General features: G+C 41.0%; 38 protein-coding genes. 35 read left to right on the top strand and 3 right to left on the bottom strand.

The annotated features are described in order from the left end of the window. From ACLV7H_RS09065 to ACLV7H_RS08895, 35 genes are all read left to right on the top strand, one after another. The gene (locus tag ACLV7H_RS09065) at positions 1-507 is read left to right on the top strand and encodes a GNAT family N-acetyltransferase (RefSeq protein WP_247942965.1); all 507 of its coding nucleotides are present in this window, start codon (positions 1-3) and stop codon (positions 505-507) included. 4 nt (positions 508-511) lie between these two features. Then, a complete protein-coding gene (gene nrdG / locus ACLV7H_RS09060; RefSeq protein ID WP_411866973.1) occupies positions 512-1,108 on the top strand; it encodes an anaerobic ribonucleoside-triphosphate reductase activating protein in 597 nt (198 codons plus the stop codon). Then, complete coding sequence (locus tag ACLV7H_RS09055; RefSeq protein ID WP_411866972.1) at positions 1,105-1,731, top strand: uridine kinase; 627 nt, start codon at positions 1,105-1,107, stop codon at positions 1,729-1,731. The genes nrdG and ACLV7H_RS09055 overlap by 4 nt, the downstream gene beginning before the upstream one ends. Before the next feature lie 265 nt (positions 1,732-1,996). Beyond that, positions 1,997-2,305: a 30S ribosomal protein S10 gene (gene rpsJ / locus ACLV7H_RS09050; RefSeq protein ID WP_001284513.1), complete on the top strand. Its 309-nt coding sequence runs from the start codon at positions 1,997-1,999 to the stop codon at positions 2,303-2,305. A gap of 82 nt (positions 2,306-2,387) precedes the next feature. After that, positions 2,388-3,014, top strand: coding sequence for a 50S ribosomal protein L3 (rplC, locus tag ACLV7H_RS09045; protein ID WP_000160197.1), 627 nt, complete (start codon positions 2,388-2,390; stop codon positions 3,012-3,014). A 24-nt stretch (positions 3,015-3,038) separates the two neighbouring features. After that, complete coding sequence (rplD, locus tag ACLV7H_RS09040; protein ID WP_000024537.1) at positions 3,039-3,662, top strand: 50S ribosomal protein L4; 624 nt, start codon at positions 3,039-3,041, stop codon at positions 3,660-3,662. After that, positions 3,662-3,958, top strand: a complete 297-nt coding sequence (locus ACLV7H_RS09035) for a 50S ribosomal protein L23 (RefSeq protein WP_001055347.1) — start codon at positions 3,662-3,664, stop codon at positions 3,956-3,958. The genes rplD and ACLV7H_RS09035 overlap by 1 nt, the downstream gene beginning before the upstream one ends. A gap of 17 nt (positions 3,959-3,975) precedes the next feature. Next, positions 3,976-4,809, top strand: a complete 834-nt coding sequence (rplB, locus tag ACLV7H_RS09030; protein ID WP_000512910.1) for a 50S ribosomal protein L2 — start codon at positions 3,976-3,978, stop codon at positions 4,807-4,809. A 103-nt stretch (positions 4,810-4,912) separates the two neighbouring features. Continuing rightward, positions 4,913-5,194 carry a 30S ribosomal protein S19 gene (gene rpsS, locus ACLV7H_RS09025; protein WP_000533766.1) on the top strand — a complete coding sequence of 94 codons (282 nt, stop codon included), beginning with the start codon at positions 4,913-4,915 and terminating at the stop codon, positions 5,192-5,194. An 11-nt stretch (positions 5,195-5,205) separates the two neighbouring features. Continuing rightward, positions 5,206-5,550, top strand: a complete 345-nt coding sequence (gene rplV, locus ACLV7H_RS09020) for a 50S ribosomal protein L22 (RefSeq protein WP_000818137.1) — start codon at positions 5,206-5,208, stop codon at positions 5,548-5,550. Between the two features lie 12 nt (positions 5,551-5,562). Further along, the gene (gene rpsC, locus ACLV7H_RS09015; RefSeq protein WP_000529936.1) at positions 5,563-6,216 is read left to right on the top strand and encodes a 30S ribosomal protein S3; all 654 of its coding nucleotides are present in this window, start codon (positions 5,563-5,565) and stop codon (positions 6,214-6,216) included. Between the two features lie 3 nt (positions 6,217-6,219). Then, complete coding sequence (gene rplP / locus ACLV7H_RS09010; protein ID WP_000960946.1) at positions 6,220-6,633, top strand: 50S ribosomal protein L16; 414 nt, start codon at positions 6,220-6,222, stop codon at positions 6,631-6,633. Positions 6,634-6,642: 9 nt separating this feature from the next. Next, positions 6,643-6,849 (top strand): 50S ribosomal protein L29, encoded by a 207-nt coding sequence (gene rpmC, locus ACLV7H_RS09005; RefSeq protein ID WP_000772918.1) that lies wholly within the window; start codon positions 6,643-6,645, stop codon positions 6,847-6,849. A 24-nt stretch (positions 6,850-6,873) separates the two neighbouring features. Further along, positions 6,874-7,134 carry a 30S ribosomal protein S17 gene (gene rpsQ / locus ACLV7H_RS09000; protein ID WP_000440801.1) on the top strand — a complete coding sequence of 87 codons (261 nt, stop codon included), beginning with the start codon at positions 6,874-6,876 and terminating at the stop codon, positions 7,132-7,134. Positions 7,135-7,159: 25 nt separating this feature from the next. Then, positions 7,160-7,528, top strand: coding sequence for a 50S ribosomal protein L14 (gene rplN / locus ACLV7H_RS08995; protein WP_000616545.1), 369 nt, complete (start codon positions 7,160-7,162; stop codon positions 7,526-7,528). Between the two features lie 78 nt (positions 7,529-7,606). Next, a complete protein-coding gene (gene rplX, locus ACLV7H_RS08990) occupies positions 7,607-7,912 on the top strand; it encodes a 50S ribosomal protein L24 (protein WP_000497691.1) in 306 nt (101 codons plus the stop codon). Positions 7,913-7,935: 23 nt separating this feature from the next. After that, the gene (gene rplE / locus ACLV7H_RS08985) at positions 7,936-8,478 is read left to right on the top strand and encodes a 50S ribosomal protein L5 (RefSeq protein ID WP_000013542.1); all 543 of its coding nucleotides are present in this window, start codon (positions 7,936-7,938) and stop codon (positions 8,476-8,478) included. A 17-nt stretch (positions 8,479-8,495) separates the two neighbouring features. Next, on the top strand, positions 8,496-8,681 hold the full coding sequence (locus tag ACLV7H_RS08980) for a type Z 30S ribosomal protein S14 (protein ID WP_001085699.1): 186 nt from the start codon (positions 8,496-8,498) through the stop codon (positions 8,679-8,681). Between the two features lie 212 nt (positions 8,682-8,893). Beyond that, a complete protein-coding gene (gene rpsH, locus ACLV7H_RS08975) occupies positions 8,894-9,292 on the top strand; it encodes a 30S ribosomal protein S8 (protein WP_045592917.1) in 399 nt (132 codons plus the stop codon). Positions 9,293-9,481: 189 nt separating this feature from the next. After that, complete coding sequence (gene rplF / locus ACLV7H_RS08970) at positions 9,482-10,018, top strand: 50S ribosomal protein L6 (RefSeq protein WP_045592918.1); 537 nt, start codon at positions 9,482-9,484, stop codon at positions 10,016-10,018. Between the two features lie 83 nt (positions 10,019-10,101). After that, a complete protein-coding gene (gene rplR / locus ACLV7H_RS08965) occupies positions 10,102-10,458 on the top strand; it encodes a 50S ribosomal protein L18 (protein ID WP_004244055.1) in 357 nt (118 codons plus the stop codon). A 17-nt stretch (positions 10,459-10,475) separates the two neighbouring features. After that, complete coding sequence (gene rpsE, locus ACLV7H_RS08960) at positions 10,476-10,970, top strand: 30S ribosomal protein S5 (protein ID WP_000874204.1); 495 nt, start codon at positions 10,476-10,478, stop codon at positions 10,968-10,970. 13 nt (positions 10,971-10,983) lie between these two features. Then, on the top strand, positions 10,984-11,166 hold the full coding sequence (gene rpmD, locus ACLV7H_RS08955; RefSeq protein WP_000057241.1) for a 50S ribosomal protein L30: 183 nt from the start codon (positions 10,984-10,986) through the stop codon (positions 11,164-11,166). 144 nt (positions 11,167-11,310) lie between these two features. Continuing rightward, positions 11,311-11,751 (top strand): 50S ribosomal protein L15, encoded by a 441-nt coding sequence (rplO, locus tag ACLV7H_RS08950; protein ID WP_000766089.1) that lies wholly within the window; start codon positions 11,311-11,313, stop codon positions 11,749-11,751. Positions 11,752-11,763: 12 nt separating this feature from the next. Further along, positions 11,764-13,074 (top strand): preprotein translocase subunit SecY, encoded by a 1,311-nt coding sequence (gene secY / locus ACLV7H_RS08945; RefSeq protein ID WP_411866971.1) that lies wholly within the window; start codon positions 11,764-11,766, stop codon positions 13,072-13,074. A gap of 145 nt (positions 13,075-13,219) precedes the next feature. Beyond that, positions 13,220-13,858, top strand: a complete 639-nt coding sequence (locus ACLV7H_RS08940; protein ID WP_049519216.1) for an adenylate kinase — start codon at positions 13,220-13,222, stop codon at positions 13,856-13,858. Between the two features lie 116 nt (positions 13,859-13,974). Continuing rightward, a complete protein-coding gene (gene infA / locus ACLV7H_RS08935) occupies positions 13,975-14,193 on the top strand; it encodes a translation initiation factor IF-1 (RefSeq protein ID WP_001029883.1) in 219 nt (72 codons plus the stop codon). Between the two features lie 24 nt (positions 14,194-14,217). After that, complete coding sequence (gene rpmJ, locus ACLV7H_RS08930) at positions 14,218-14,334, top strand: 50S ribosomal protein L36 (protein WP_001808836.1); 117 nt, start codon at positions 14,218-14,220, stop codon at positions 14,332-14,334. Between the two features lie 17 nt (positions 14,335-14,351). After that, a complete protein-coding gene (gene rpsM / locus ACLV7H_RS08925; protein ID WP_000090781.1) occupies positions 14,352-14,717 on the top strand; it encodes a 30S ribosomal protein S13 in 366 nt (121 codons plus the stop codon). Positions 14,718-14,734: 17 nt separating this feature from the next. Next, positions 14,735-15,118 carry a 30S ribosomal protein S11 gene (rpsK, locus tag ACLV7H_RS08920; protein ID WP_001118385.1) on the top strand — a complete coding sequence of 128 codons (384 nt, stop codon included), beginning with the start codon at positions 14,735-14,737 and terminating at the stop codon, positions 15,116-15,118. Positions 15,119-15,160: 42 nt separating this feature from the next. Continuing rightward, positions 15,161-16,096, top strand: a complete 936-nt coding sequence (locus tag ACLV7H_RS08915; RefSeq protein ID WP_411866970.1) for a DNA-directed RNA polymerase subunit alpha — start codon at positions 15,161-15,163, stop codon at positions 16,094-16,096. A gap of 11 nt (positions 16,097-16,107) precedes the next feature. Further along, entirely contained in the window at positions 16,108-16,494 is a 387-nt protein-coding gene (gene rplQ, locus ACLV7H_RS08910; protein WP_000331493.1) for a 50S ribosomal protein L17, read from the top strand. 263 nt (positions 16,495-16,757) lie between these two features. Further along, the gene (locus ACLV7H_RS08905; RefSeq protein WP_045592939.1) at positions 16,758-17,024 is read left to right on the top strand and encodes an ACT domain-containing protein; all 267 of its coding nucleotides are present in this window, start codon (positions 16,758-16,760) and stop codon (positions 17,022-17,024) included. A 9-nt stretch (positions 17,025-17,033) separates the two neighbouring features. Beyond that, positions 17,034-18,371, top strand: coding sequence for a PFL family protein (locus ACLV7H_RS08900; RefSeq protein ID WP_061418356.1), 1,338 nt, complete (start codon positions 17,034-17,036; stop codon positions 18,369-18,371). Positions 18,372-18,607: 236 nt separating this feature from the next. Further along, a complete protein-coding gene (locus ACLV7H_RS08895; protein ID WP_045592944.1) occupies positions 18,608-19,309 on the top strand; it encodes a histidine phosphatase family protein in 702 nt (233 codons plus the stop codon). A 94-nt stretch (positions 19,310-19,403) separates the two neighbouring features. Here ACLV7H_RS08895 and ACLV7H_RS08890 read toward each other — a convergent pair whose 3' ends face one another. From ACLV7H_RS08890 to ACLV7H_RS08880, 3 genes are read right to left on the bottom strand one after another with little or no spacing between them, the layout of a single operon-like run. Next, entirely contained in the window at positions 19,404-21,062 is a 1,659-nt protein-coding gene (locus ACLV7H_RS08890) for an ABC transporter permease (protein ID WP_411866969.1), read from the bottom strand. Next, entirely contained in the window at positions 21,052-22,143 is a 1,092-nt protein-coding gene (locus tag ACLV7H_RS08885; RefSeq protein WP_411866968.1) for an ABC transporter ATP-binding protein, read from the bottom strand. The genes ACLV7H_RS08890 and ACLV7H_RS08885 overlap by 11 nt, the downstream gene beginning before the upstream one ends. Positions 22,144-22,155: 12 nt before the next feature. After that, a complete protein-coding gene (locus ACLV7H_RS08880) occupies positions 22,156-23,202 on the bottom strand; it encodes an ABC transporter substrate-binding protein (RefSeq protein ID WP_045592949.1) in 1,047 nt (348 codons plus the stop codon). Positions 23,203-23,206 lie beyond the last annotated feature (4 nt).

Raw genomic sequence — 23,206 nt, 5'->3', positions numbered from 1 at the left:
ATGGAGCTAAGACGACCAACTTTGGAAGATAAAGAAGCGATATTAGAGATGATTGCGGAGTTCGATGCAGCAAAATCCTATATGCACGGTGGCATGGGCTCCGCTTGGAAGCGAGCAAAGGATTATGAGGATTGTTTAAAGATTGTAGAGCAGCAAGAGGATGATGCTAACCTGCCAGTAGGCTGGGTTCCTGCAATCAAATTTTTATCCTTTGATGAGACTGGCTTGCCTTTGGGATTTTTAGCCCTGCGTTTGTCCTTGAATGACAAATTATTTGTGGAAGGCGGTCATATTGGCTATTCTATCCGTCCCAGTCAACGAGGCAAAGGATATGGGAAGGAGCAGTTGAGATTAGGACTAGCAGAGGCTCGAAAGCAAGGATTGGAACGAGTGCTGATTACCTGCGATGAAGACAACGAAGTCAGCCGCCGCACGATTCTCTCCGCCGGCGGTGTTTACGAAAATACAATCGATAGAAGTCAGCGCTACTGGATAGATTTGGAGTAGAAGAATGACATGGAATACACCAAAACCAGGTGAATGGAAAAGTGAGGAGCTTAGTAAGGGACGAATCATTGATTACAAGGCCTTCAACTTTGTGGATGGAGAAGGCGTGCGCAACTCCCTCTACGTAGCAGGTTGTATGTTCCACTGTGAGGGCTGTTATAATATTGCGACTTGGTCATTCAATGCAGGCATTCCTTATACAGCAGAGTTAGAAGAACAGATTATGGAAGACCTTGCCAAGCCCTATGTTCAAGGCTTGACCCTGCTAGGAGGAGAACCTTTTCTTAATACAGAAATTCTCTTGCCTCTCGTTAAACGCATTCGTAAGGAATTGCCAGATAAAGACATCTGGTCCTGGACAGGTTATACTTGGGAAGAAATGATGCTGGAGACTCCAGACAAGCTGGAACTCTTGTCGTTGATTGACATCCTTGTCGATGGTCGTTATGACAAAAGCAAGCGCAATCTCATGCTCCAGTTCCGAGGTTCCTCTAATCAACGGATTATTGATGTGCAAAAATCTCTCAAAAGTGGGCAAGTGGTGATTTGGGACAAGCTTAATGACGGAAAAGAAAGCTATGAACAGGTGAAGAGAGAATGAAGAAAAAAGACCTGATAGAACAACTGGTTTCAGAGATTGAAACGGGAAGAATTAGGACGCTAGGAATTTACGGTCACGGTGCATCAGGTAAGTCTACCTTTGCTCAAGAATTGTTCCAAGCTCTAGATTCTGAAAAGGTAAATTTACTAGAAACAGATCCCTATATCACTTCAGAACGTCACCTGGTAGTACCAAAGCAAGCACCAAATCAAAAGGTGACAGCTTGTCTCCCAGTGGCGCATGAACTGGCAAGTTTGCAGAGAGATATTCTCGCCTTGCAGGCAGGTATGGATATCTTAACAATCGATGAACCTTGGAAGGCTAGCGAGATCTTATCTGGAGCCAAACCGATTCTGATTGTTGAAGGGATGTCTGTGGGTTTTCTACCCAAGGAACTCTTTGACAAAACCATCTGCTTTTATACGAACGCAGAAACGGAATTGGAAAGGCGCCTAGCTCGAGATACGATTGTGAGAAATGGCGATGCTTCCTTTATACTAGCTAGCCATCAAATGAGACGGGAGCAGTATCTACGTTACTACAGAGAAACCGAGTCTAAAGCAGATATCTTAGTGGATCAATCGGAAGATAAATTCAAGGTCAAAATGACTCGTATTATATAGAAGAAAAGATTAAATTTTAAGATCGTAAATCAGTAGTCATAGGAAGATGAAATAGGAAAACAGTTTCATCCCAAAAAAACGAAAAAAAGCACACAAATCCCTTGCAATCGCAGGGGCTTTGTGTTATTCTATTATGGTGCTGTAAATTACAGCCTTAGCTTTGATGCAAGAGGTTGCGACACGCTCGGTTGCATTGCCACGCAACGCGCGTCGGTTTTCTTGTGGAGCTAGCCTATTATCTTAAATAGACGAAAAGGAGAAAAAGATGGCAAACAAAAAAATCCGTATCCGTTTGAAAGCTTACGAACACCGTACGCTTGATACAGCGGCTGCAAAAATCGTAGAATCAGCTACTCGTACAGGTGCACAAGTTGCGGGTCCAATCCCACTTCCAACTGAGCGTAGCCTCTACACAATTATTCGTGCGACTCATAAATACAAAGACTCTCGCGAACAATTCGAAATGCGTACACACAAACGTTTGATCGATATCGTTAACCCAACTCAAAAAACAGTTGATGCCTTGATGAAATTGGATCTTCCAAGTGGTGTAAACGTAGAAATCAAACTTTAATTTAAAGCTTGATACCTTGAGCATAAAAAACGCTCGTTAAAAACTTTTTGAATAAAAAATATAGAAAAGGAACTATTTTCTCATGACAAAAGGAATCTTAGGGAAAAAAGTGGGAATGACTCAAATCTTCACTGAAGCTGGCGAATTGATCCCTGTAACAGTTATTGAAGCAACTCCAAACGTTGTTCTTCAAGTTAAAACTGTTGAAACAGACGGATACAACGCTATCCAAGTTGGTTTCGATGACAAACGCGAAGTATTGAGCAACAAACCTGCTAAAGGACATGTAGCGAAAGCTAACACGGCTCCTAAGCGCTTCATTCGTGAATTCAAAAACGTTGAAGGCTTGGAAGTTGGTGCTGAAATCACAGTTGAAACATTCGCAGCTGGAGACGTTGTTGACGTAACTGGTACTTCTAAAGGTAAAGGTTTCCAAGGTGTTATCAAACGCCACGGACAATCACGTGGACCAATGGCTCACGGTTCTCGTTACCACCGTCGTCCAGGTTCTATGGGACCTGTTGCACCTAACCGCGTATTCAAAGGTAAAAACCTTGCAGGACGTATGGGTGGCGACCGCGTAACAATTCAAAACCTTGAAGTTGTACAAGTTGTTCCAGAAAAGAACGTTATCCTTATCAAAGGTAACGTACCAGGTGCTAAGAAATCTCTTATCACTATCAAATCAGCAGTTAAAGCTGGTAAATAATAAAGAAAGGGGAAATCAGTCACAATGGCAAACGTAACATTATTTGACCAAACTGGTAAAGAAGCTGGACAAGTTGTTCTTAACGATGCAGTATTTGGTATCGAACCAAATGAATCAGTTGTGTTTGATGTGATCATCAGCCAACGCGCAAGCCTTCGTCAAGGAACACACGCTGTTAAAAACCGCTCTGCAGTATCAGGTGGTGGACGCAAACCATGGCGTCAAAAAGGAACCGGACGTGCTCGTCAAGGTTCTATCCGCTCACCACAATGGCGTGGTGGTGGTGTTGTCTTCGGACCAACTCCACGTTCATACGGCTACAAACTTCCACAAAAAGTTCGTCGCCTAGCTCTTAAATCAGTTTACTCTGAAAAAGTTGCTGAAAACAAATTCGTAGCTGTAGACGCTCTTTCATTTACAGCTCCAAAAACTGCTGAATTTGCAAAAGTTCTTGCAGCATTGAGCATCGATTCAAAAGTTCTTGTTATCCTTGAAGAAGGAAATGAATTCGCAGCTCTTTCAGCTCGTAACCTTCCAAACGTGAAAGTTGCAACTGCTACAACTGCAAGTGTTCTTGACATCGCAAATAGCGACAAACTTCTTGTCACACAAGCAGCTATCTCTAAAATCGAGGAGGTTCTTGCATAATGAATTTGTATGATGTTATCAAAAAACCTGTCATCACTGAAAGCTCAATGGCTCAACTTGAAGCAGGAAAATATGTATTTGAAGTTGACACTCGTGCACACAAACTTTTGATCAAGCAAGCTGTTGAAGCTGCTTTCGAAGGTGTTAAAGTTGCCAACGTTAACACAATCAACGTAAAACCAAAAGCAAAACGTGTTGGACGTTACACTGGTTTTACTAACAAAACTAAAAAAGCTATCATCACACTTACAGCTGATTCAAAAGCAATCGAGTTGTTCGCTGCTGAAGCTGAATAATCTAAGGAGGAAATATCGTGGGAATTCGTGTTTATAAACCAACAACAAACGGTCGCCGTAATATGACTTCTTTGGATTTCGCTGAAATCACAACAAGCACTCCTGAAAAATCATTGCTTGTTGCTTTGAAGAGCAAGGCTGGTCGTAACAACAACGGTCGTATCACTGTTCGTCACCAAGGTGGTGGACACAAACGTTTCTACCGTTTGGTTGACTTCAAACGTAACAAAGACAATGTTGAAGCTGTTGTTAAAACAATCGAGTACGATCCAAACCGTTCTGCAAACATCGCTCTTGTACACTACACTGACGGTGTGAAAGCATACATCATCGCTCCAAAAGGTCTTGAAGTTGGTCAACGTATCGTTTCAGGTCCAGAAGCAGATATCAAAGTCGGAAACGCACTTCCACTTGCTAACATCCCAGTTGGTACTTTGATCCACAACATCGAGTTGAAACCAGGTCGTGGTGGAGAATTGGTGCGTGCAGCTGGAGCTTCTGCTCAAGTATTGGGTCAAGAAGGTAAATATGTTCTTGTTCGTCTTCAATCTGGCGAAGTACGTATGATTCTTGGAACTTGTCGTGCAACAGTTGGTGTTGTCGGAAACGAACAACATGGACTTGTTAACCTTGGTAAAGCAGGACGTAGCCGTTGGAAAGGTATCCGCCCAACAGTTCGTGGTTCTGTAATGAACCCTAACGATCACCCACACGGTGGTGGTGAAGGTAAAGCACCAGTTGGTCGTAAAGCACCATCTACTCCATGGGGCAAACCTGCTCTTGGTCTTAAAACTCGTAACAAGAAAGCGAAATCTGACAAACTTATCGTTCGTCGCCGCAACGAGAAATAATAGTAAACTAGTCGCCTAAGCAACTAGGAAATCCGCCAGCTCGGTAGCGCTCCATGTGAGCGCAAGCCGCTGTGGTACAACATTTAAAGGAGAAAATATAAAAATGGGACGCAGTCTTAAAAAAGGACCTTTCGTCGATGAGCATTTGATGAAAAAAGTTGAAGCTCAAGCTAATGACGAAAAGAAAAAAGTTATCAAAACTTGGTCACGTCGTTCAACGATCTTCCCAAGTTTCATTGGTTACACTATCGCAGTTTATGACGGACGTAAACACGTACCTGTTTACATCCAAGAAGACATGGTAGGTCACAAACTTGGTGAATTTGCACCAACTCGTACTTACAAAGGTCACGCTGCAGACGACAAGAAAACACGTAGAAAATAAGGAGAACATAAATGGCAGAAATTACTTCAGCTAAAGCAATGGCTCGTACAGTACGTGTTTCACCTCGTAAATCACGTCTTGTTCTTGACAACATCCGTGGTAAAAGCGTAGCCGATGCTATTGCAATCTTGACATTCACACCAAACAAAGCTGCTGAAATCATCTTGAAAGTTTTGAATTCAGCTGTAGCTAACGCTGAAAACAACTTTGGTTTGGATAAAGCTAACTTGGTAGTATCTGAAGCATTCGCGAACGAAGGACCAACTATGAAACGTTTCCGTCCACGTGCGAAAGGTTCAGCTTCACCAATCAACAAACGTACAGCTCACATCACTGTGGCTGTTGCAGAAAAATAAGGAGGTAACATCGTGGGTCAAAAAGTACATCCAATTGGTATGCGTGTCGGCATCATCCGTGATTGGGATGCCAAATGGTATGCTGAAAAAGAATACGCGGATTACCTTCATGAAGATCTTGCAATCCGTAAATTCGTTCAAAAAGAATTGGCTGACGCAGCAGTTTCAACTATCGAAATCGAACGCGCAGTAAACAAAGTTAACGTTTCACTTCACACTGCTAAACCAGGTATGGTTATCGGTAAAGGTGGTGCTAACGTCGATGCACTCCGTGCAAAACTTAACAAATTGACTGGAAAACAAGTACACATCAACATCATCGAAATCAAACAGCCTGATTTGGATGCTCACCTTGTAGGTGAAGGAATTGCTCGTCAATTGGAGCAACGTGTCGCTTTCCGTCGTGCACAAAAACAAGCAATCCAACGTGCAATGCGTGCTGGAGCTAAAGGAATCAAAACTCAAGTATCAGGTCGTTTGAACGGTGCAGATATCGCCCGTGCTGAAGGATACTCTGAAGGAACTGTTCCACTTCACACACTTCGTGCAGATATCGATTATGCTTGGGAAGAAGCAGATACTACATACGGTAAACTTGGTGTTAAAGTATGGATCTACCGTGGTGAAGTTCTTCCAGCTCGTAAAAACACTAAAGGAGGTAAATAACCAATGTTAGTACCTAAACGTGTTAAACACCGTCGTGAATTCCGTGGAAAAATGCGCGGTGAAGCAAAAGGTGGAAAAGAAGTAGCATTCGGTGAATACGGTCTTCAAGCTACAACTAGCCACTGGATCACTAACCGCCAAATCGAAGCTGCTCGTATCGCCATGACTCGTTACATGAAACGTGGTGGTAAAGTTTGGATTAAAATCTTCCCACACAAATCATACACTGCTAAAGCTATCGGTGTGCGTATGGGATCTGGTAAAGGGGCACCTGAAGGTTGGGTAGCGCCAGTTAAACGTGGTAAAGTGATGTTCGAAATCGCTGGTGTATCTGAAGAGATTGCTCGCGAAGCGCTTCGTCTTGCAAGCCACAAATTGCCAGTTAAATGTAAATTCGTAAAACGTGAAGCAGAATAAGGAGAAGGCATGAAACTTAATGAAGTAAAAGAATTTGTTAAAGAACTTCGTGGTCTTTCTCAAGAAGAACTCGCGAAGCGCGAAAACGAATTGAAAAAAGAATTGTTTGAACTTCGTTTCCAAGCTGCTACTGGTCAATTGGAACAAACAGCTCGCTTGAAAGAAGTTAAAAAACAAATCGCTCGTATCAAAACAGTTCAATCTGAAGCGAAATAATAGACTAGGGAAGGAGAAATTTCAATGGAACGCAATAATCGTAAAGTTCTTGTTGGACGTGTTGTATCTGACAAAATGGACAAGACAATCACAGTTGTAGTTGAAACAAAACGTAACCACCCAGTCTATGGTAAACGTATTAACTACTCTAAGAAATACAAAGCACATGATGAAAACAATGTTGCCAAAGAAGGCGATATCGTACGTATCATGGAAACTCGTCCGCTTTCAGCTACAAAACGTTTCCGTCTTGTAGAAGTTGTTGAAGAAGCGGTCATCATCTAATCAAACCTGAAAGGAGAAAACTGAAATGATTCAAACAGAAACTCGTTTGAAAGTCGCAGACAACAGCGGTGCGCGCGAAATCTTGACTATCAAAGTTCTTGGTGGTTCAGGACGTAAATTTGCAAACATCGGTGATGTTATCGTGGCATCTGTAAAACAAGCTACTCCTGGTGGTGCGGTTAAAAAAGGTGACGTTGTAAAAGCTGTTATCGTTCGTACTAAATCAGGTGCTCGTCGTGCTGATGGTTCATACATCAAATTTGATGAAAACGCAGCAGTTATCATCCGTGAAGACAAAACTCCTCGCGGAACACGTATCTTTGGCCCAGTTGCACGCGAATTGCGTGAAGGTGGCTTCATGAAGATCGTGTCACTTGCTCCAGAAGTACTTTAATTTTTAGAAACAAACTAGTCCCCTGGATTTACCTCCAGGGTGCCCTTATGGGCGTAAGAAAAATCAAGGAGAAACCTAATGTTTGTAAAAAAAGGCGACAAAGTTCGCGTAATCGCTGGTAAAGATAAGGGAACAGAAGCTGTTGTCCTTACTGCCCTTCCAAAAGTAAACAAAGTTATCGTTGAAGGTGTGAACATTGTTAAGAAACACCAACGTCCAACTAACGAACTTCCTCAAGGTGGTATCATCGAGAAAGAAGCAGCTATCCACGTATCAAACGTTCAAGTTTTGGACAAAAATGGTGTAGCTGGTCGTGTTGGTTACAAATTTGTAGACGGTAAAAAAGTTCGCTACAACAAAAAATCAGGCGAAGTGCTTGATTAATCACGAAGGAAAGGAGAAGTATAATGGCAAATCGTTTAAAAGAAAAATATCTTAATGAAGTAGTTCCTGCTTTGACAGAACAATTCAACTACTCATCAGTGATGGCTGTGCCTAAAGTAGATAAGATCGTTTTGAACATGGGTGTTGGTGAAGCTGTATCAAACGCTAAAAGCCTTGAAAAAGCTGCTGAAGAACTGGCACTTATCTCAGGTCAAAAACCACTTATCACTAAAGCTAAAAAATCAATCGCCGGCTTCCGTCTTCGTGAAGGTGTAGCGATCGGTGCAAAAGTTACCCTTCGTGGTGAACGTATGTACGAATTCTTGGACAAATTGGTTTCAGTTTCACTTCCACGTGTGCGTGACTTCCACGGTGTTCCAACAAAATCATTTGATGGACGTGGAAACTACACTCTTGGTGTGAAAGAGCAATTGATTTTCCCAGAAATCAACTTTGATGACGTTGACAAAACTCGCGGTCTTGACATCGTTATCGTAACTACTGCTAACACGGACGAAGAGTCACGTGCATTGCTTACAGGCCTTGGAATGCCTTTTGCAAAATAATATAGGAGGTATAACTAATGGCTAAAAAATCTATGATTGCTAAGAACAAACGCCCAGCGAAGTTCTCCACTCAAGCATACACTCGCTGTGAACGTTGTGGACGTCCACATTCAGTTTACCGCAAATTTAAACTTTGCCGTGTTTGCTTCCGTGAATTAGCTTACAAAGGACAAATTCCTGGTGTAACAAAAGCATCTTGGTAATATCATGATACAAAGAGCGTAACAACCACAGCAAAAATAGGAAATTTGGTGAAGGAGCGATGCTCCAAAACAAATTTATCTTTTTTGCACAGGTTGTAGCTCGTGTTCAAATAAGAGTTCTCTCATTTGAATGTGTCAATACTATCTGAGCTTAGCTCAATCATTAACTAGCAAGTGCAACTTGCAAACTACTAGTAAGAGGAGAAAAACAAATGGTTATGACTGACCCAATCGCAGACTTCCTAACTCGTATTCGTAACGCTAACCAAGCGAAACACGAAGTACTTGAAGTACCTGCATCAAACATCAAAAAAGGGATTGCTGAAATCCTTAAACGCGAAGGTTTTGTTAAGAACGTAGAAATCATCGAAGATGACAAACAAGGCATCATCCGTGTATTCCTTAAATACGGATCAAACGGTGAAAAAGTTATCACTAACTTGAAACGTGTTTCTAAACCAGGACTTCGTGTCTATAAAAAACGTGAAGATCTTCCAAAAGTTCTTAACGGACTTGGAATTGCTATCCTTTCAACTTCTGAAGGTTTGCTTACTGATAAAGAAGCTCGCCAAAAGAACGTTGGTGGAGAGGTTATCGCTTACGTTTGGTAATATTTAGCTCCCAATTTCTTTGTGACTCTTCGTTATCGTCTCTTGTCTAACCCAAAGTTATGCCTGCGAGACGATGCCTAGATTCACTTTGAAATTGAAACCTAAATGTTCCTTTAAATCGAGAAATCGATTTAAGCCCCCGTGAAAACTGGCCGTTCTGGCCTGACAATTTAACAGGAGAATAAAAACATGTCACGTATTGGTAATAAAGTTATCGTGTTGCCTGCTGGTGTTGAAATCACTAACAATGACAACGTTGTAACTGTAAAAGGACCTAAAGGAGAACTTACTCGTGAGTTCTCAAAAGATATTGAAATTCGTGCGGAAGGTACTGAAGTAACTCTTCACCGTCCAAACGATTCAAAAGAAATGAAAACAATCCACGGAACTACTCGTGCCCTTTTGAACAACATGGTAATTGGTGTATCAGAAGGATTCAAGAAAGAACTTGAAATGCGCGGGGTTGGTTACCGTGCACAACTTCAAGGTAAAAAACTTGTTTTGGCTGTTGGTAAATCTCATCCAGACGAAGTTGAAGCTCCAGAAGGAATTACTTTTGAACTTCCAAACCCAACAACAATTATTGTTAGCGGAATTTCAAAAGAAGTAGTTGGTCAAACAGCTGCTTACGTACGTAGCCTTCGTTCACCAGAACCATATAAAGGTAAAGGTATTCGTTACGTTGGTGAATTTGTTCGCCGTAAAGAAGGTAAAACGGGTAAATAATGTTGAGTGGTTGATTTTCAACCACCGACCTATTTTCCAACTTTGTGCATAGCATACGATTTAAAACTAAAGAGGTGAAAACTGTGATTTCTAAACCAGATAAAAACAAACTCCGCCAAAAACGCCACCGTCGCGTTCGCGGAAAACTCTCTGGAACTGCTGATCGCCCACGTTTGAACGTATTCCGTTCTAATACAGGCATCTACGCTCAAGTGATTGATGACGTAGCGGGTGTAACGCTCGCAAGTGCTTCAACTCTTGACAAAGAAGTTTCAAAAGGAACTAAAACTGAACAAGCCGTTACTGTCGGTAAACTCGTTGCAGAACGTGCAAACGCTAAAGGTATTTCAGAAGTGGTGTTCGACCGCGGTGGATATCTATATCACGGACGTGTGAAAGCTTTGGCTGATGCAGCTCGTGAAAACGGATTGAAATTCTAATAGGAGGACACTAGAAAATGGCATTTAAAGACAATGCAGTTGAATTAGAAGAACGCGTAGTTGCTGTCAACCGTGTTACAAAAGTTGTTAAAGGTGGACGTCGTCTTCGTTTCGCAGCTCTTGTTGTTGTTGGTGACCACAACGGTCGCGTAGGATTTGGTACTGGTAAAGCTCAAGAAGTTCCAGAAGCAATCCGCAAAGCAGTAGAAGATGCTAAGAAAAACTTGATTGAAGTTCCTATGGTTGGAACAACAATCCCACACGAAGTTCTTTCAGAATTCGGTGGAGCTAAAGTATTGTTGAAACCTGCTGTAGAAGGTTCTGGAGTTGCCGCTGGTGGTGCAGTTCGTGCCGTTGTGGAATTGGCAGGTGTGGCAGATATTACATCTAAATCACTTGGTTCTAACACTCCAATCAACATTGTTCGCGCAACTGTTGAAGGTTTGAAACAATTGAAACGCGCTGAAGAAGTTGCTGCCCTTCGTGGTATCTCAGTTTCTGATTTGGCATAAGAAAGGGGATAAAATGGCTCAAATTAAAATTACTTTGACTAAGTCTCCAATCGGACGCATTCCATCACAACGTAAAACTGTTGTAGCACTTGGACTTGGCAAATTGAACAGCTCTGTTATCAAAGAAGACAACGCTGCTATCCGTGGTATGATCACTGCAGTATCTCACTTGGTAACAGTTGAAGAAGTAAACTAATGAATTTTTAGGGGATGTGGCAATACTCATCCCCTAAAACTAGGTATAGTCATCTAAGATGACGATGTATAGGCGAGTTGATAAGGGAGACAACCTTTTCTCTCTTATCGGCGCTAGCATTTTACAAAAGAGGAGAAAATAATAATGAAACTTCATGAATTGAAACCTGCAGAAGGTTCTCGTAAAGTACGTAACCGTGTTGGTCGTGGTACTTCATCAGGTAACGGTAAAACATCTGGTCGTGGTCAAAAAGGTCAAAAAGCTCGTAGCGGTGGCGGAGTTCGCCTCGGTTTTGAAGGTGGACAAACTCCATTGTTCCGTCGTCTTCCAAAACGCGGATTCACTAACATCAATGCTAAAGAATACGCAATTGTAAACCTTGACCAATTGAACGTCTTTGAAGACGGTGCAGAGGTAACTCCAGTTGTACTTATCGAAGCAGGAATTGTGAAAGCTGAAAAATCAGGCGTTAAAATTCTTGGTAACGGTGAGTTGACTAAGAAATTGACTGTGAAAGCAGCTAAATTCTCTAAATCAGCTGAGGAAGCTATCACTGCTAAAGGTGGTTCTGTAGAAGTCATCTAAGAGAGGTGACCCATGTTTTTTAAATTACTAAAAGAAGCGCTCAAGGTTAAACAAGTTCGATCAAAAATTCTCTTTACGATTTTTATCATTCTTGTTTTCCGTATTGGGACAAGTATCACTGTTCCAGGTGTGAATGCAAAAAGTTTAGAAGCTCTCAGTGGTTTATCTTTCTTGAACATGCTTAGTCTTGTTTCAGGGAATGCCATGAAGAACTTCTCCGTTTTCGCACTCGGAGTAAGTCCGTATATCACTGCTTCCATCGTTGTTCAATTGCTACAAATGGATCTTTTACCGAAGTTTGTAGAATGGGGCAAACAAGGGGAAGTAGGAAGGAGAAAACTAAACCAGGCTACTCGTTATATTGCACTTGTACTTGCATTTGTTCAATCTATCGGGATTACAGCAGGATTTAATACTCTATCTGGAGCGAAACTATTAACGACAGCTTTAACTCCACAAGTCTTTGTTACTATTGGTATTATCCTCACAGCAGGTAGTATGATTGTAACTTGGCTCGGGGAACAAATTACAGATAAGGGATACGGAAACGGTGTTTCTATGATCATCTTTGCAGGTATTGTTGCATCAATTCCTGAAATGATTAAAGGAATTTATGTTGACTACTTCGTCAATATTCCAAGTGGCCGTTTGACTTCATCTATTATCTTTGTCGTTATTTTGATTATCGCTGTCTTGTTGATTGTTTACTTTACAACCTATGTTCAACAAGCAGAATATAAAATTCCAATCCAATATACAAAGGTTGCTCAAGGTGCCCCATCTAGTTCATACCTTCCATTGAAGGTAAACCCAGCGGGGGTTATTCCAGTTATCTTTGCAAGCTCCATTACAGCAGCACCTGCAGCCATTCTTCAGTTTTTGAGTGCTACAGGTCATGATTGGGCTTGGGTACGTACAGCACAGGAAATGCTATCTACAACATCTCCGACAGGTGTTGCTATGTATGCCTTGTTAATCATTCTCTTTACATTCTTCTATACATTTGTACAGATCAATCCAGAGAAAGCAGCAGAAAACTTGCAAAAGAGTGGAGCCTACATTCATGGTGTCCGTCCTGGTAAGGGAACTGAAGAATTCATGTCGAAACTTCTTCGTCGCCTTGCGACTGTCGGATCAATCTTCCTTGGTGTGATTTCAATCTTGCCGATTGTGGCAAAAGATGTTTTTGGTCTTTCAGAAGCTGTTGCTTTTGGGGGAACTAGTCTTTTGATCATTATCTCAACCGGTATCGAAGGAATCAAACAACTTGAAGGTTACCTATTGAAACGTAAGTATGTTGGTTTCATGGACAAAACAGAATAAAAGCAAGATTACTTTTGCTTAGAGAGTGGAGTATGAGGATCTATCTATCAGAGAGATTTTCGTCTCCCCTCTTCTATTTTGTTTTTAAATAGGGGTTGAAACGAATTTCTGCTTCTATTTAAATACAAAATAAGGAGATCCTATCATGAATCTTTTGATTATGGGCTTACCTGGAGCAGGTAAGGGAACACAAGCAGCTAAAATTGTGGAGCAATTCCACGTGGCACACATTTCAACTGGAGATATGTTCCGTGCTGCTATGGCTAATCAAACTGAAATGGGTGTACTTGCCAAGTCATACATCGACAAAGGTGAGTTGGTTCCAGATGAAGTTACAAATGGAATTGTTAAAGAACGCCTTTCACAGGACGACATCAAAGAAACAGGTTTCTTGTTGGATGGTTATCCACGTACGATTGAACAAGCGCATGCCTTGGACAAAACATTGGCGGAACTTGGTATCGAACTGGAAGGTGTGATTAACATCGAAGTGAACCCAGACTCTCTCTTGGAGCGTTTGAGTGGCCGTATCATCCACCGCGAAACAGGTGAAACCTTCCACAAAGTTTTCAACCCACCAGTTGACTATAAAGAGGAAGATTATTATCAACGTGAGGATGACAAACCTGAGACAGTTAAGCGTCGTTTGGATGTCAATATCGCACAAGGTGAACCAATCATTGCTCACTACCGTGCCAAAGGATTAGTCCACGATATCGAAGGAAATCAAGATATCAATGATGTGTTCAAAGACATCGAAAAAGTATTGACAAATTTGAAATAAAGCGTTTTTCACACTTGCAAAAAATCGCTACAAATGTTATACTGAGATAGTCTGACTTATAATTGTTGTCTCTGTTTTCAGAGGCATCGAATCGAAATTTATGGAGGTGCTTTTGCGTGGCAAAAGACGATGTGATTGAAGTTGAAGGCAAAGTAGTCGATACAATGCCTAACGCAATGTTTACGGTTGAACTTGAAAATGGACATCAGATTTTAGCAACAGTTTCTGGTAAAATTCGTAAAAACTATATTCGTATTTTAGCGGGAGATCGTGTTACTGTCGAGATGAGTCCATATGACTTGACACGTGGACGTATCACTTACCGCTTTAAATAATCGAAAAACTTGGAGGGATAAGAAATGAAAGTAAGACCATCGGTCAAACCAATTTGCGAATACTGTAAAGTAATTCGTCGTAATGGTCGTGTTATGGTAATTTGCCCAGCAAATCCAAAACACAAACAACGTCAAGGATAAGATAGAAAGGAGAAAACATGGCTCGTATTGCTGGAGTTGACATTCCAAATGACAAACGCGTAGTAATCTCATTGACTTACGTTTATGGTATCGGACTTGCAACATCTAAGAAAATTTTGGCTGCTGCTGGAATCTCAGAAGATGTTCGTGTACGTGACCTTACATCAGATCAAGAAGATGCTATCCGTCGTGAAGTGGATGCAATCAAAGTTGAAGGTGACCTTCGTCGTGAAGTAAACTTGAACATCAAACGTTTGATGGAAATCGGTTCTTACCGTGGTATTCGTCACCGTCGTGGACTTCCTGTCCGTGGACAAAACACTAAAAACAACGCTCGCACTCGTAAAGGTAAAGCTGTTGCGATTGCTGGTAAGAAAAAATAATATAGGAGGTAAAAGTCTTGGCTAAACCAACACGTAAACGTCGTGTGAAAAAGAATATCGAATCTGGTATTGCTCATATTCACGCTACATTTAATAACACTATTGTTATGATTACTGATGTGCATGGTAATGCAATTGCTTGGTCATCAGCTGGTGCTCTTGGTTTCAAAGGTTCTCGTAAATCTACACCATTCGCTGCTCAAATGGCTTCAGAAGCTGCTGCTAAATCTGCACAAGAACACGGTCTTAAATCAGTTGAAGTTACTGTAAAAGGTCCAGGTTCTGGTCGTGAGTCAGCTATTCGTGCGCTTGCTGCCGCTGGTCTTGAAGTAACAGCAATTCGTGATGTGACTCCAGTGCCACACAATGGTGCTCGTCCTCCAAAACGTCGCCGTGTATAATCATCGCATTACACTGCTTTTCGTTTAAGAGGGAGTAACTAAATGATTGAGTTTGAAAAACCAAATATAACAAAAATTGATGAAAATAAAGATTATGGCAAGTTTGTAATCGAACCACTTGAACGTGGCTACGGTACAACTCTTGGTAACTCTCTTCGTCGTGTACTACTAGCTTCTCTACCAGGAGCAGCAGTGACATCTATCAACATTGAAGGTGTCTTGCATGAGTTCGACACAGTTCCAGGTGTTCGTGAAGACGTGATGCAAATCATTCTGAACATTAAAGGGATTGCAGTGAAATCATACGTTGAAGACGAAAAAATCATTGAACTTGACGTTGAAGGTCCTGCTGATATTACAGCTGGAGACATTTTGACTGACAGTGATATTGAGATTGTGAATCCAGATCATTATCTCTTTACAATCGGTGAAGGTTCTTCCCTAAAAGCGACAATGACTGTTAACAGTGGTCGTGGATATGTACCTGCTGATGAAAACAAAAAAGATAATGCACCAGTTGGAACACTTGCTGTAGATTCTATTTATACACCAGTTACAAAAGTCAACTATCAAGTAGAGCCTGCTCGTGTAGGTAGCAATGATGGTTTTGACAAATTAACCCTTGAAATCTTAACTAATGGAACAATTATTCCGGAAGATGCTTTAGGGCTTTCAGCACGTATCTTGACAGAACATCTTGATTTGTTTACAAATCTTACTGAGATTGCTAAGTCAACTGAAGTGATGAAAGAAGCTGATACTGAATCTGACGACCGTATTTTGGATCGTACGATTGAGGAACTGGACTTGTCTGTGCGTTCATACAACTGTTTGAAACGTGCCGGTATCAATACTGTGCATGATTTGACAGAAAAATCTGAAGCAGAGATGATGAAAGTACGAAATCTTGGACGCAAGAGTTTAGAAGAAGTGAAACTCAAACTCATTGACTTGGGTCTTGGATTAAAAGATAAATAAAGGAGGAATACATGGCTTACCGTAAACTAGGACGTACTAGCTCGCAACGTAAAGCAATGCTTCGCGATTTGACAACTGACCTTTTGATCAACGAATCAATCGTGACAACTGAAGCTCGTGCTAAAGAAATCCGTAAAACTGTTGAAAAAATGATTACTCTAGGTAAACGTGGTGATTTGCATGCACGTCGTCAAGCAGCTGCTTTCGTACGTAATGAAATCGCATCTGAAAACTATGATGAAGCAACTGATAAGTACACTTCTACTACAGCACTTCAAAAATTGTTCTCAGAAATCGCACCTCGTTATGCTGAACGTAACGGTGGATACACTCGTATCCTTAAAACTGAACCACGTCGTGGTGATGCTGCGCCAATGGCGATCATCGAATTAGTATAAAATCATCAATTTTGTTGAGTGTTATGATGATGGAGTCTTGTGCTCTTAGTCTAGCTCTGGTCTACCGCTGGGACTTCGGTCCTAGCGGGAACACTCATCATCATTTGATAGGGTAGACGCTTGTTTACGAAATTGTTTTTTTCTTAAGAACAACTTCGTAAGCAGGCGTTTTTTAGTATTTTTTTCGGAAATATGCTATACTAAGGAAAAAGAAAATCAAAAACGTTCAGGTTTTCTAATAATCGTAGAATGGGAGTCTAAAGATGAAGGCTATTATTACAGTGGTTGGCAAGGACAAGACTGGTATTGTTGCAGGCGTGTCTACTAAGATTTCAGAATTGGGTTTGAATATTGATGATATTTCTCAAACAGTACTGGATGAGTATTTTACCATGATGGCAGTCGTATCTAGTGATGAAAAGCAAGATTTTACAACTTTGCGAAATGAGTTTGAAAGCTTTGGTCAGACCTTGAATGTGAAAATCAATATCCAGAGTGCAGCGATTTTTGACGCTATGTATAATATCTAGGAGGTGGCTATGGATATTAGACAAGTTACAGAAACCATTGCCATGATCGAGGAGCAGAACTTCGATATCAGAACCATCACCATGGGGATTTCTCTTTTGGACTGTATTGATCCAGATATCAATCGTGCTGCTGAAAAGATTTACCAAAAAATTACCACTAAAGCTGCAAATCTAGTGGCTGTAGGAGATGAAATTGCTGCAGAACTTGGGATTCCTATTGTTAATAAACGGGTATCGGTGACTCCGATTTCTTTAATTGGTGCTGCGACTGATGCGACAGACTATGTTGTTTTGGCAAAGGCACTTGACAAGGCTGCCAAGGAGATTGGTGTTGACTTTATCGGTGGATTCTCTGCCTTGGTACAAAAAGGCTACCAAAAAGGAGATGAGATTCTCATCAATTCTATTCCACGCGCTCTAGCTGAGACAGACAAGGTTTGTTCGTCTGTTAACATTGGCTCAACTAAGTCAGGTATCAACATGACTGCGGTCGCTGATATGGGACGTATCATCAAGGAAACAGCTGCGCTATCAGATATGGGTGCGGCCAAGTTGGTCGTATTTGCTAATGCTGTTGAGGACAATCCTTTTATGGCAGGGGCTTTCCACGGTGTTGGCGAAGCAGATGTTATCATCAATGTCGGGGTTTCGGGTCCTGGTGTGGTCAAGCGTGCCTTGGAAAAGGTTCGTGGTCAGAGCTTTGATGTAGTAGCGGAAACAGTCAAGAAAACAGCCTTTAAGATTACTCGTATCGGTCAGCTGGTTGGGCAAATGGCAAGTGAACGCCTTGGTGTTGACTTTGGAATTGTCGACCTAAGTCTGGCGCCTACTCCTGCGGTTGGTGATTCTGTGGCTCGTGTCCTTGAGGAAATGGGTCTAGAAACAGTTGGTACGCATGGGACGACGGCTGCCCTCGCTCTTTTAAATGACCAAGTTAAGAAGGGCGGAGTAATGGCTTGTAACCAAGTCGGTGGCTTGTCAGGTGCTTTTATCCCCGTTTCTGAAGATGAGGGGATGATTGCTGCAGTGCAAAATGGCTCTCTGAATTTAGAGAAACTAGAAGCTATGACAGCTATCTGTTCTGTCGGACTGGATATGATTGCCATTCCGGAAGATACGCCTGCTGAAACCATTGCGGCTATGATTGCGGACGAGGCGGCAATCGGTGTCATTAACATGAAAACAACGGCCGTCCGTATTATTCCAAAGGGCAAGGAAGGCGATATGATTGAGTTTGGTGGTTTGCTAGGAACTGCTCCAGTTATGAAGGTCAACGGGGCTTCGTCTGTTGATTTCATCTCTCGCGGTGGGCAAATCCCAGCTCCAATCCATAGTTTTAAAAATTAATAAAAAAGAGAGAGGATTTAAGTTGAGTTTAAGGATGACTGTGTATACTTTAATCATTAAATAAAGACCTCTTAACTTTATTTAATAGAAATCCTAAACTTTTTCATAATAATCTCCTAGGGAAGCTACCGTGAGGGTAGCTTTTCTTGTGGTAAAATTAGGAGAAGGAGCTTTGCTTTTGAAAGCCAAATATTTCTTTGATCCATGATATAATAGAAGAAAATGGAGGATAGAAAATGTCTAAAGTAAGATTATACTTGGTTCGTCATGGGAAAACGATGTTTAACACCATTGGACGTGCTCAAGGATGGAGTGATACGCCTCTAACCGCAGAAGGTGAGTTGGGAATCCATGAACTGGGAATTGGTTTGAGAGAGTCTGGTTTGCAATTTGACCGAGCTTATTCCAGTGATTCAGGTCGAACTATTCAAACCATGGGAATTATCCTAGAAGAACTTGGCCTGCAGGGAAAAATCCCTTACCGCATGGACAAGCGCATCAGAGAGTGGTGCTTTGGTAGTTTTGATGGAGCCTATGATGGGGACCTCTTTATGGGATTGATTCCGAGAATTTTCAATGTAGACCATGTTCACCAATTGTCTTATGCTGAACTGGCTGAGGGTTTGGTAGAGGTTGATACTGCAGGCTGGGCTGAAGGTTGGGAAAAACTCAGTAGTCGAATCAAGGAAGGTTTTGAAGCGATTGCCAAAGAAATGGAAGAACAAGGTGGGGAGAATGCCCTCGTTGTCAGCCATGGAATGACCATTGGTACCATTGTTTATCTAATCAATGGCATGCATCCGCATGGTCTCGATAATGGTAGCGTGACGATTCTTGAATATGAGGATGGCCAGTTTAGTGTAGAAGTTGTCGGTGACCGTAGTTATCGAGAGCTCGGACGTGAGAAGATGGGAGAAATCTCTATTCAGTCAAAATAGAACGGCTTGCTATAAACTAGAGATTTGATAACCATATCAAAATAAGAAAAAACAGCCAAGGGATATCCTTTCGGCTGTTTTTGATAGGGGAAAACTAGAGGGTAATGCTATTGTTTTTAGAAATTTTCATAAATAGTAATAATGAAGTAACTGTCAAGACAGTGAGGATAGTTGACAAAGCAGCTGCCACACCATAATTTCCACGAAGTACTTCAGTGTAGATAGCTACAGTCATTGTTCTAGTCTTAACATTGTATAAGAGAATTGAAGTAGAAAGTTCTGAAATCATTGTTACCCATGATAGGATTGCCCCTGAGATGATACCTGAAAGCATCATTGGGGTGGTTATTTTAGTAAAGGTATTAAGACGACTACTTCCTAAACTTTCTGCAGCTTCTTCAATGCTCGGAGAAATCTGTTGCAAGCTAGCTACTGAAGATCGAATAGTATATGGGAGTCTTCTAACAGATAAGGACATGATTAGGATAAAGGCTGTTCCTGTAATCATAAGGAAGCCACTTCCGAAGATTCCTGTATTGAAAGAAGAGATAAATGCAATACCGAGAACAGTTCCTGGTACGATATAAGGTACCATACTAAGACTATCGATTAGATTCGTAAATAGGTTACGTTTACGAACAGCAAGGTATGAGATGAAGGTTGCAAATAAAACAACGAGAATCAAGGCAAGTAGAGGGATGCGAATGGTATTGAAAATAGCAGACCCCATACGGTTAAAGGCTGTCTTATAGCTATTTAATGAGTATCCATTAACAAATACCATACCTGATGTTTTAAGAAATGATGTATAGATCAAGTAAACTTGAGGTAATACAGAGAATAAAATAATACCATAAACCGTTACATAAATAGCGGCCATCTTTCCTTTTGTCGTTTTCTTAGGTTCGATTGGATGTAGCGAGTTCATACTGAAGCTGAAACGATTTGAAATATACTTTTGAATGAGGAAGATAGCAAGGGCGATTGTAATGGCCATGATTGCTAAGGCAGAAGCGAAAGCTGAGTTGCCTCCAACTTCACTGATAAACTGAGTATAGATTAATACTGGGAAAGTACGATATCCCTCACCAATCAGCATCGGAGTACCGAAGTCTGAGAACGCTCTCATAAACACTAGGAGCGCTGCTGCTAGTAAAGTTGGGACTAGAAGAGGTAAAACGACTGTTAGAATTCGTTTAAAGCCGAAAGATCCCATGCTTTCAGCAGCTTCCAAGAGGGAGTTATCAATGCTCTTCATGGTTCCAGCTACGTAAAGGAAAACGAGTGGGAAAAGTTGGAGTGTAAATACAAGTACAATACCTTTAAAGCCATAGATATCAAAACCTGGCAAATGGAGTGTGTTGGTTAGAAATTTTGTAATAACTCCATTTCTACCAAGAAGTAGAATCCAAGAATAGGCACCCACAAAGGGAGCTGACATGGATGCGATGATAATCAAGATTTGCAAAAATTTCTTTCCCTTGAAGTCATACATTGAAAATAGATAAGCTAGCAAGGTACCAACAACGACAGAAGTAATTGTTGCAGTTACAGAAACTTTAAAACTATTAATGAGTGTCTCAGAATAATAAGATTTGCTAAAGAATGTAACAAAATTTTCTAAAGAGAAGCTACCTTCATTTACCAGTGCTTGCTTTAATACAGTCACAATTGGGTAGACCAAGAAAACCAAGTAGGTAATGAAAATGAAGAAGGAAGATCCAGTCCATATGTTTAGTTTTTTACGCTCCATGGCTGACTCCTTTTATGAGATTTCGCGAACCGTCTTCAGAGAAGACATTGAGTTTTTGAGTATTAATTCTCAAACGAACACAATCTCCTTTTTCTAAATCTTCTTCGAATGTTGATTCTTCACTTACTTGAAGTTTTGGAGCAAATCCAGTTTCAATGAAGTATTCAGTGTTAAGCCCAAGGTAAACACTGTCAGTGATTGTTCCATTGATTGGACCATTTTCATCACGGATAAATTCTTCAGGACGAATGCTAACACGGATGTTTTGCTCGTCAACTTGATCAAGAGTTGGCATACGAAGAGAATAGCCGTCTTCAAAGACTATGTAAGCTCCGTCAGCTTGTTTTTCTAGACGAGCAGGGATTATATTTGTTCTACCAATAAATGTTGCAACAAATTCATTTGCTGGTTTATGGTAAAGCTCTTTGGGACGACCAATTTGTTGAATAACACCATCTTTCATAACGGCAATTTGGTCAGAAATAGCCATGGCTTCTTCTTGGTCATGAGTTACGTAGACAGTTGTAATACCAACTTCGTGTTGGATTTCTCGAATAGCTTGACGCATATCTAAGCGAAGTTTGGCATCTAGGTTACTGAGGGGTTCATCCATGAGGAGAACGTTAGGATTAACAGCTAAGGCACGTGCTAAGGCAACCCGTTGTTGCTGACCACCACTAAGTTTATCTGGTCTACGATCAGCGTATTGGGAGATCTGCATTAACTCAAGGTATTTGTTAGTTTGTTTTATGAGCTCCTCTTTTGGAACTTTTTTCTGCTTGAGTCCAAACGCTACGTTATCACGCACTGTCAAATGTGGGAAAATCGCATAGTTTTGGAATACCATTCCGATGTTACGCTTGCTAGGTTCCATGTTATTAATTATGGTATCATCGAAGTAGAATTCTCCTCCTTCGATGCTGTTGAACCCAGCAATCATACGAAGCAAAGTTGTTTTCCCACATCCTGAAGGCCCAAGGAGAGTGAAAAGGCTCCCCTTAGGAATTGTAACATTTAAATTTTCGATAACGGGCACATCATTGTAAATTTTCTTAGCATTAATAATTTTAATCTCGCTCATAGTCAACCCCTATTACTGTTTAGATTGGATATCTGTAAAGATTTCGTTGTATTTCTTAACAATTTCTGATTTGTTTTTGATGACATAGTCATAATCTTCAGTTAGTGTTTTAATTTGTTCAATTGGTTTCATGTTTTCGCTAGTTTTAGCATTTTTACGAACTGGACGGTTAGTAGTTGTTGTACCAAGGGTATCTTGAACTTCTTGAGAAATGATAAAATCGATAAATTTCTTAGCGTTTTCTTTATTTTTCGCGTTTTTAATAATGGCAGCACTTGCTGGTAAGAAGACAGTTCCTTCTTTTGGATAAACAACTTTAATGTTGGCACCATCGTTTAGAAGTTTAACTGCAGGATCTTCATATGAAAGACCAACAGCCATTTCTCCATCTGCCACTGCTTTATAAACACCAGATGAACTTGAACCGATTTTACCATTAATTAATGTGAAGAGATCTTTTACATAAGTCCAAGCCTTGTCATCTGTATAGCCCCCCTCAGCTTGTAACATGTTTGTTAGTTGAGCAAAAGCACTAGAAGAGTTAGCAGGGTCAGCTGTTGCAATTTTTCCTTTGAGCTCTGGTTTGATAAGATCGCTATATCCTTCGATATTCATACCCTTAGTCAAGTCTGGATTTACAATCAATACACTACCATCTAATGTGTAAGGAGTTGAGTAACCGGTTGTATTTTGATATTCTTTGATTACATTTTCGTTTTCTGGAGAAACGTAATTTTCAAAGAGTTCTCCGTGAGTGGCATATTGAGTATAGGAACCACCAAAGATGACATCTGCTACAGGTGCTTCTTTTTCAGACTCTAGCTTTTTAAAGAGCTCACCAGTTCCTGCTTGAATGAGTTCAACTTTAATACCATATTTTTCTTCAAAAGCAGGAATTGTTGCACCAATTAAACCTTCTGAGTTTGGCGAATAGACTACAAGAGTGTCACTTCCACCGTTTTCGGTTGCCTTATCTCCTGAAGTGTCGTCAGAAGAGCAGGCAGTCAGCCCTAGAATAGCAAGTCCACAAGCAGCAAAATACATCCATTTCTTTTTCATGATG

Source organism: Streptococcus oralis, from assembly GCF_965111685.1.
In the GTDB taxonomy this organism is placed as follows: domain Bacteria; phylum Bacillota; class Bacilli; order Lactobacillales; family Streptococcaceae; genus Streptococcus; species Streptococcus oralis_B.
The sequence above is the reverse complement of the archived record's forward strand: the minus strand, read 5'-3'. Positions and strand labels throughout refer to the sequence as shown.

Bases quoted from the DNA above. Each gene is read 5' to 3' on its own strand.
- ACLV7H_RS09065 (WP_247942965.1), top strand. From the start codon at position 1: ATGGAGCTAAGACGACCAACTTTGGAAGATAAAGAAGCGATATTAGAG.
- nrdG (WP_411866973.1), top strand. From the start codon at position 512: ATGACATGGAATACACCAAAACCAGGTGAATGGAAAAGTGAGGAGCTT.
- ACLV7H_RS09055 (WP_411866972.1), top strand. From the start codon at position 1,105: ATGAAGAAAAAAGACCTGATAGAACAACTGGTTTCAGAGATTGAAACG.
- rpsJ (WP_001284513.1), top strand. From the start codon at position 1,997: ATGGCAAACAAAAAAATCCGTATCCGTTTGAAAGCTTACGAACACCGT.
- rplC (WP_000160197.1), top strand. From the start codon at position 2,388: ATGACAAAAGGAATCTTAGGGAAAAAAGTGGGAATGACTCAAATCTTC.
- rplD (WP_000024537.1), top strand. From the start codon at position 3,039: ATGGCAAACGTAACATTATTTGACCAAACTGGTAAAGAAGCTGGACAA.
- ACLV7H_RS09035 (WP_001055347.1), top strand. From the start codon at position 3,662: ATGAATTTGTATGATGTTATCAAAAAACCTGTCATCACTGAAAGCTCA.
- rpsS (WP_000533766.1), top strand. From the start codon at position 4,913: ATGGGACGCAGTCTTAAAAAAGGACCTTTCGTCGATGAGCATTTGATG.
- rplV (WP_000818137.1), top strand. From the start codon at position 5,206: ATGGCAGAAATTACTTCAGCTAAAGCAATGGCTCGTACAGTACGTGTT.
- rplP (WP_000960946.1), top strand. From the start codon at position 6,220: ATGTTAGTACCTAAACGTGTTAAACACCGTCGTGAATTCCGTGGAAAA.
- rpmC (WP_000772918.1), top strand. From the start codon at position 6,643: ATGAAACTTAATGAAGTAAAAGAATTTGTTAAAGAACTTCGTGGTCTT.
- rpsQ (WP_000440801.1), top strand. From the start codon at position 6,874: ATGGAACGCAATAATCGTAAAGTTCTTGTTGGACGTGTTGTATCTGAC.
- rplN (WP_000616545.1), top strand. From the start codon at position 7,160: ATGATTCAAACAGAAACTCGTTTGAAAGTCGCAGACAACAGCGGTGCG.
- rplX (WP_000497691.1), top strand. From the start codon at position 7,607: ATGTTTGTAAAAAAAGGCGACAAAGTTCGCGTAATCGCTGGTAAAGAT.
- rplE (WP_000013542.1), top strand. From the start codon at position 7,936: ATGGCAAATCGTTTAAAAGAAAAATATCTTAATGAAGTAGTTCCTGCT.
- ACLV7H_RS08980 (WP_001085699.1), top strand. From the start codon at position 8,496: ATGGCTAAAAAATCTATGATTGCTAAGAACAAACGCCCAGCGAAGTTC.
- rpsH (WP_045592917.1), top strand. From the start codon at position 8,894: ATGGTTATGACTGACCCAATCGCAGACTTCCTAACTCGTATTCGTAAC.
- rplF (WP_045592918.1), top strand. From the start codon at position 9,482: ATGTCACGTATTGGTAATAAAGTTATCGTGTTGCCTGCTGGTGTTGAA.
- rpsE (WP_000874204.1), top strand. From the start codon at position 10,476: ATGGCATTTAAAGACAATGCAGTTGAATTAGAAGAACGCGTAGTTGCT.
- rpmD (WP_000057241.1), top strand. From the start codon at position 10,984: ATGGCTCAAATTAAAATTACTTTGACTAAGTCTCCAATCGGACGCATT.
- rplO (WP_000766089.1), top strand. From the start codon at position 11,311: ATGAAACTTCATGAATTGAAACCTGCAGAAGGTTCTCGTAAAGTACGT.
- secY (WP_411866971.1), top strand. From the start codon at position 11,764: ATGTTTTTTAAATTACTAAAAGAAGCGCTCAAGGTTAAACAAGTTCGA.
- ACLV7H_RS08940 (WP_049519216.1), top strand. From the start codon at position 13,220: ATGAATCTTTTGATTATGGGCTTACCTGGAGCAGGTAAGGGAACACAA.
- rpmJ (WP_001808836.1), top strand. From the start codon at position 14,218: ATGAAAGTAAGACCATCGGTCAAACCAATTTGCGAATACTGTAAAGTA.
- rpsM (WP_000090781.1), top strand. From the start codon at position 14,352: ATGGCTCGTATTGCTGGAGTTGACATTCCAAATGACAAACGCGTAGTA.
- ACLV7H_RS08915 (WP_411866970.1), top strand. From the start codon at position 15,161: ATGATTGAGTTTGAAAAACCAAATATAACAAAAATTGATGAAAATAAA.
- rplQ (WP_000331493.1), top strand. From the start codon at position 16,108: ATGGCTTACCGTAAACTAGGACGTACTAGCTCGCAACGTAAAGCAATG.
- ACLV7H_RS08905 (WP_045592939.1), top strand. From the start codon at position 16,758: ATGAAGGCTATTATTACAGTGGTTGGCAAGGACAAGACTGGTATTGTT.
- ACLV7H_RS08900 (WP_061418356.1), top strand. From the start codon at position 17,034: ATGGATATTAGACAAGTTACAGAAACCATTGCCATGATCGAGGAGCAG.
- ACLV7H_RS08895 (WP_045592944.1), top strand. From the start codon at position 18,608: ATGTCTAAAGTAAGATTATACTTGGTTCGTCATGGGAAAACGATGTTT.
- ACLV7H_RS08890 (WP_411866969.1), bottom strand. From the start codon at position 21,062: ATGGAGCGTAAAAAACTAAACATATGGACTGGATCTTCCTTCTTCATT.
- ACLV7H_RS08885 (WP_411866968.1), bottom strand. From the start codon at position 22,143: ATGAGCGAGATTAAAATTATTAATGCTAAGAAAATTTACAATGATGTG.
- ACLV7H_RS08880 (WP_045592949.1), bottom strand. From the start codon at position 23,202: ATGAAAAAGAAATGGATGTATTTTGCTGCTTGTGGACTTGCTATTCTA.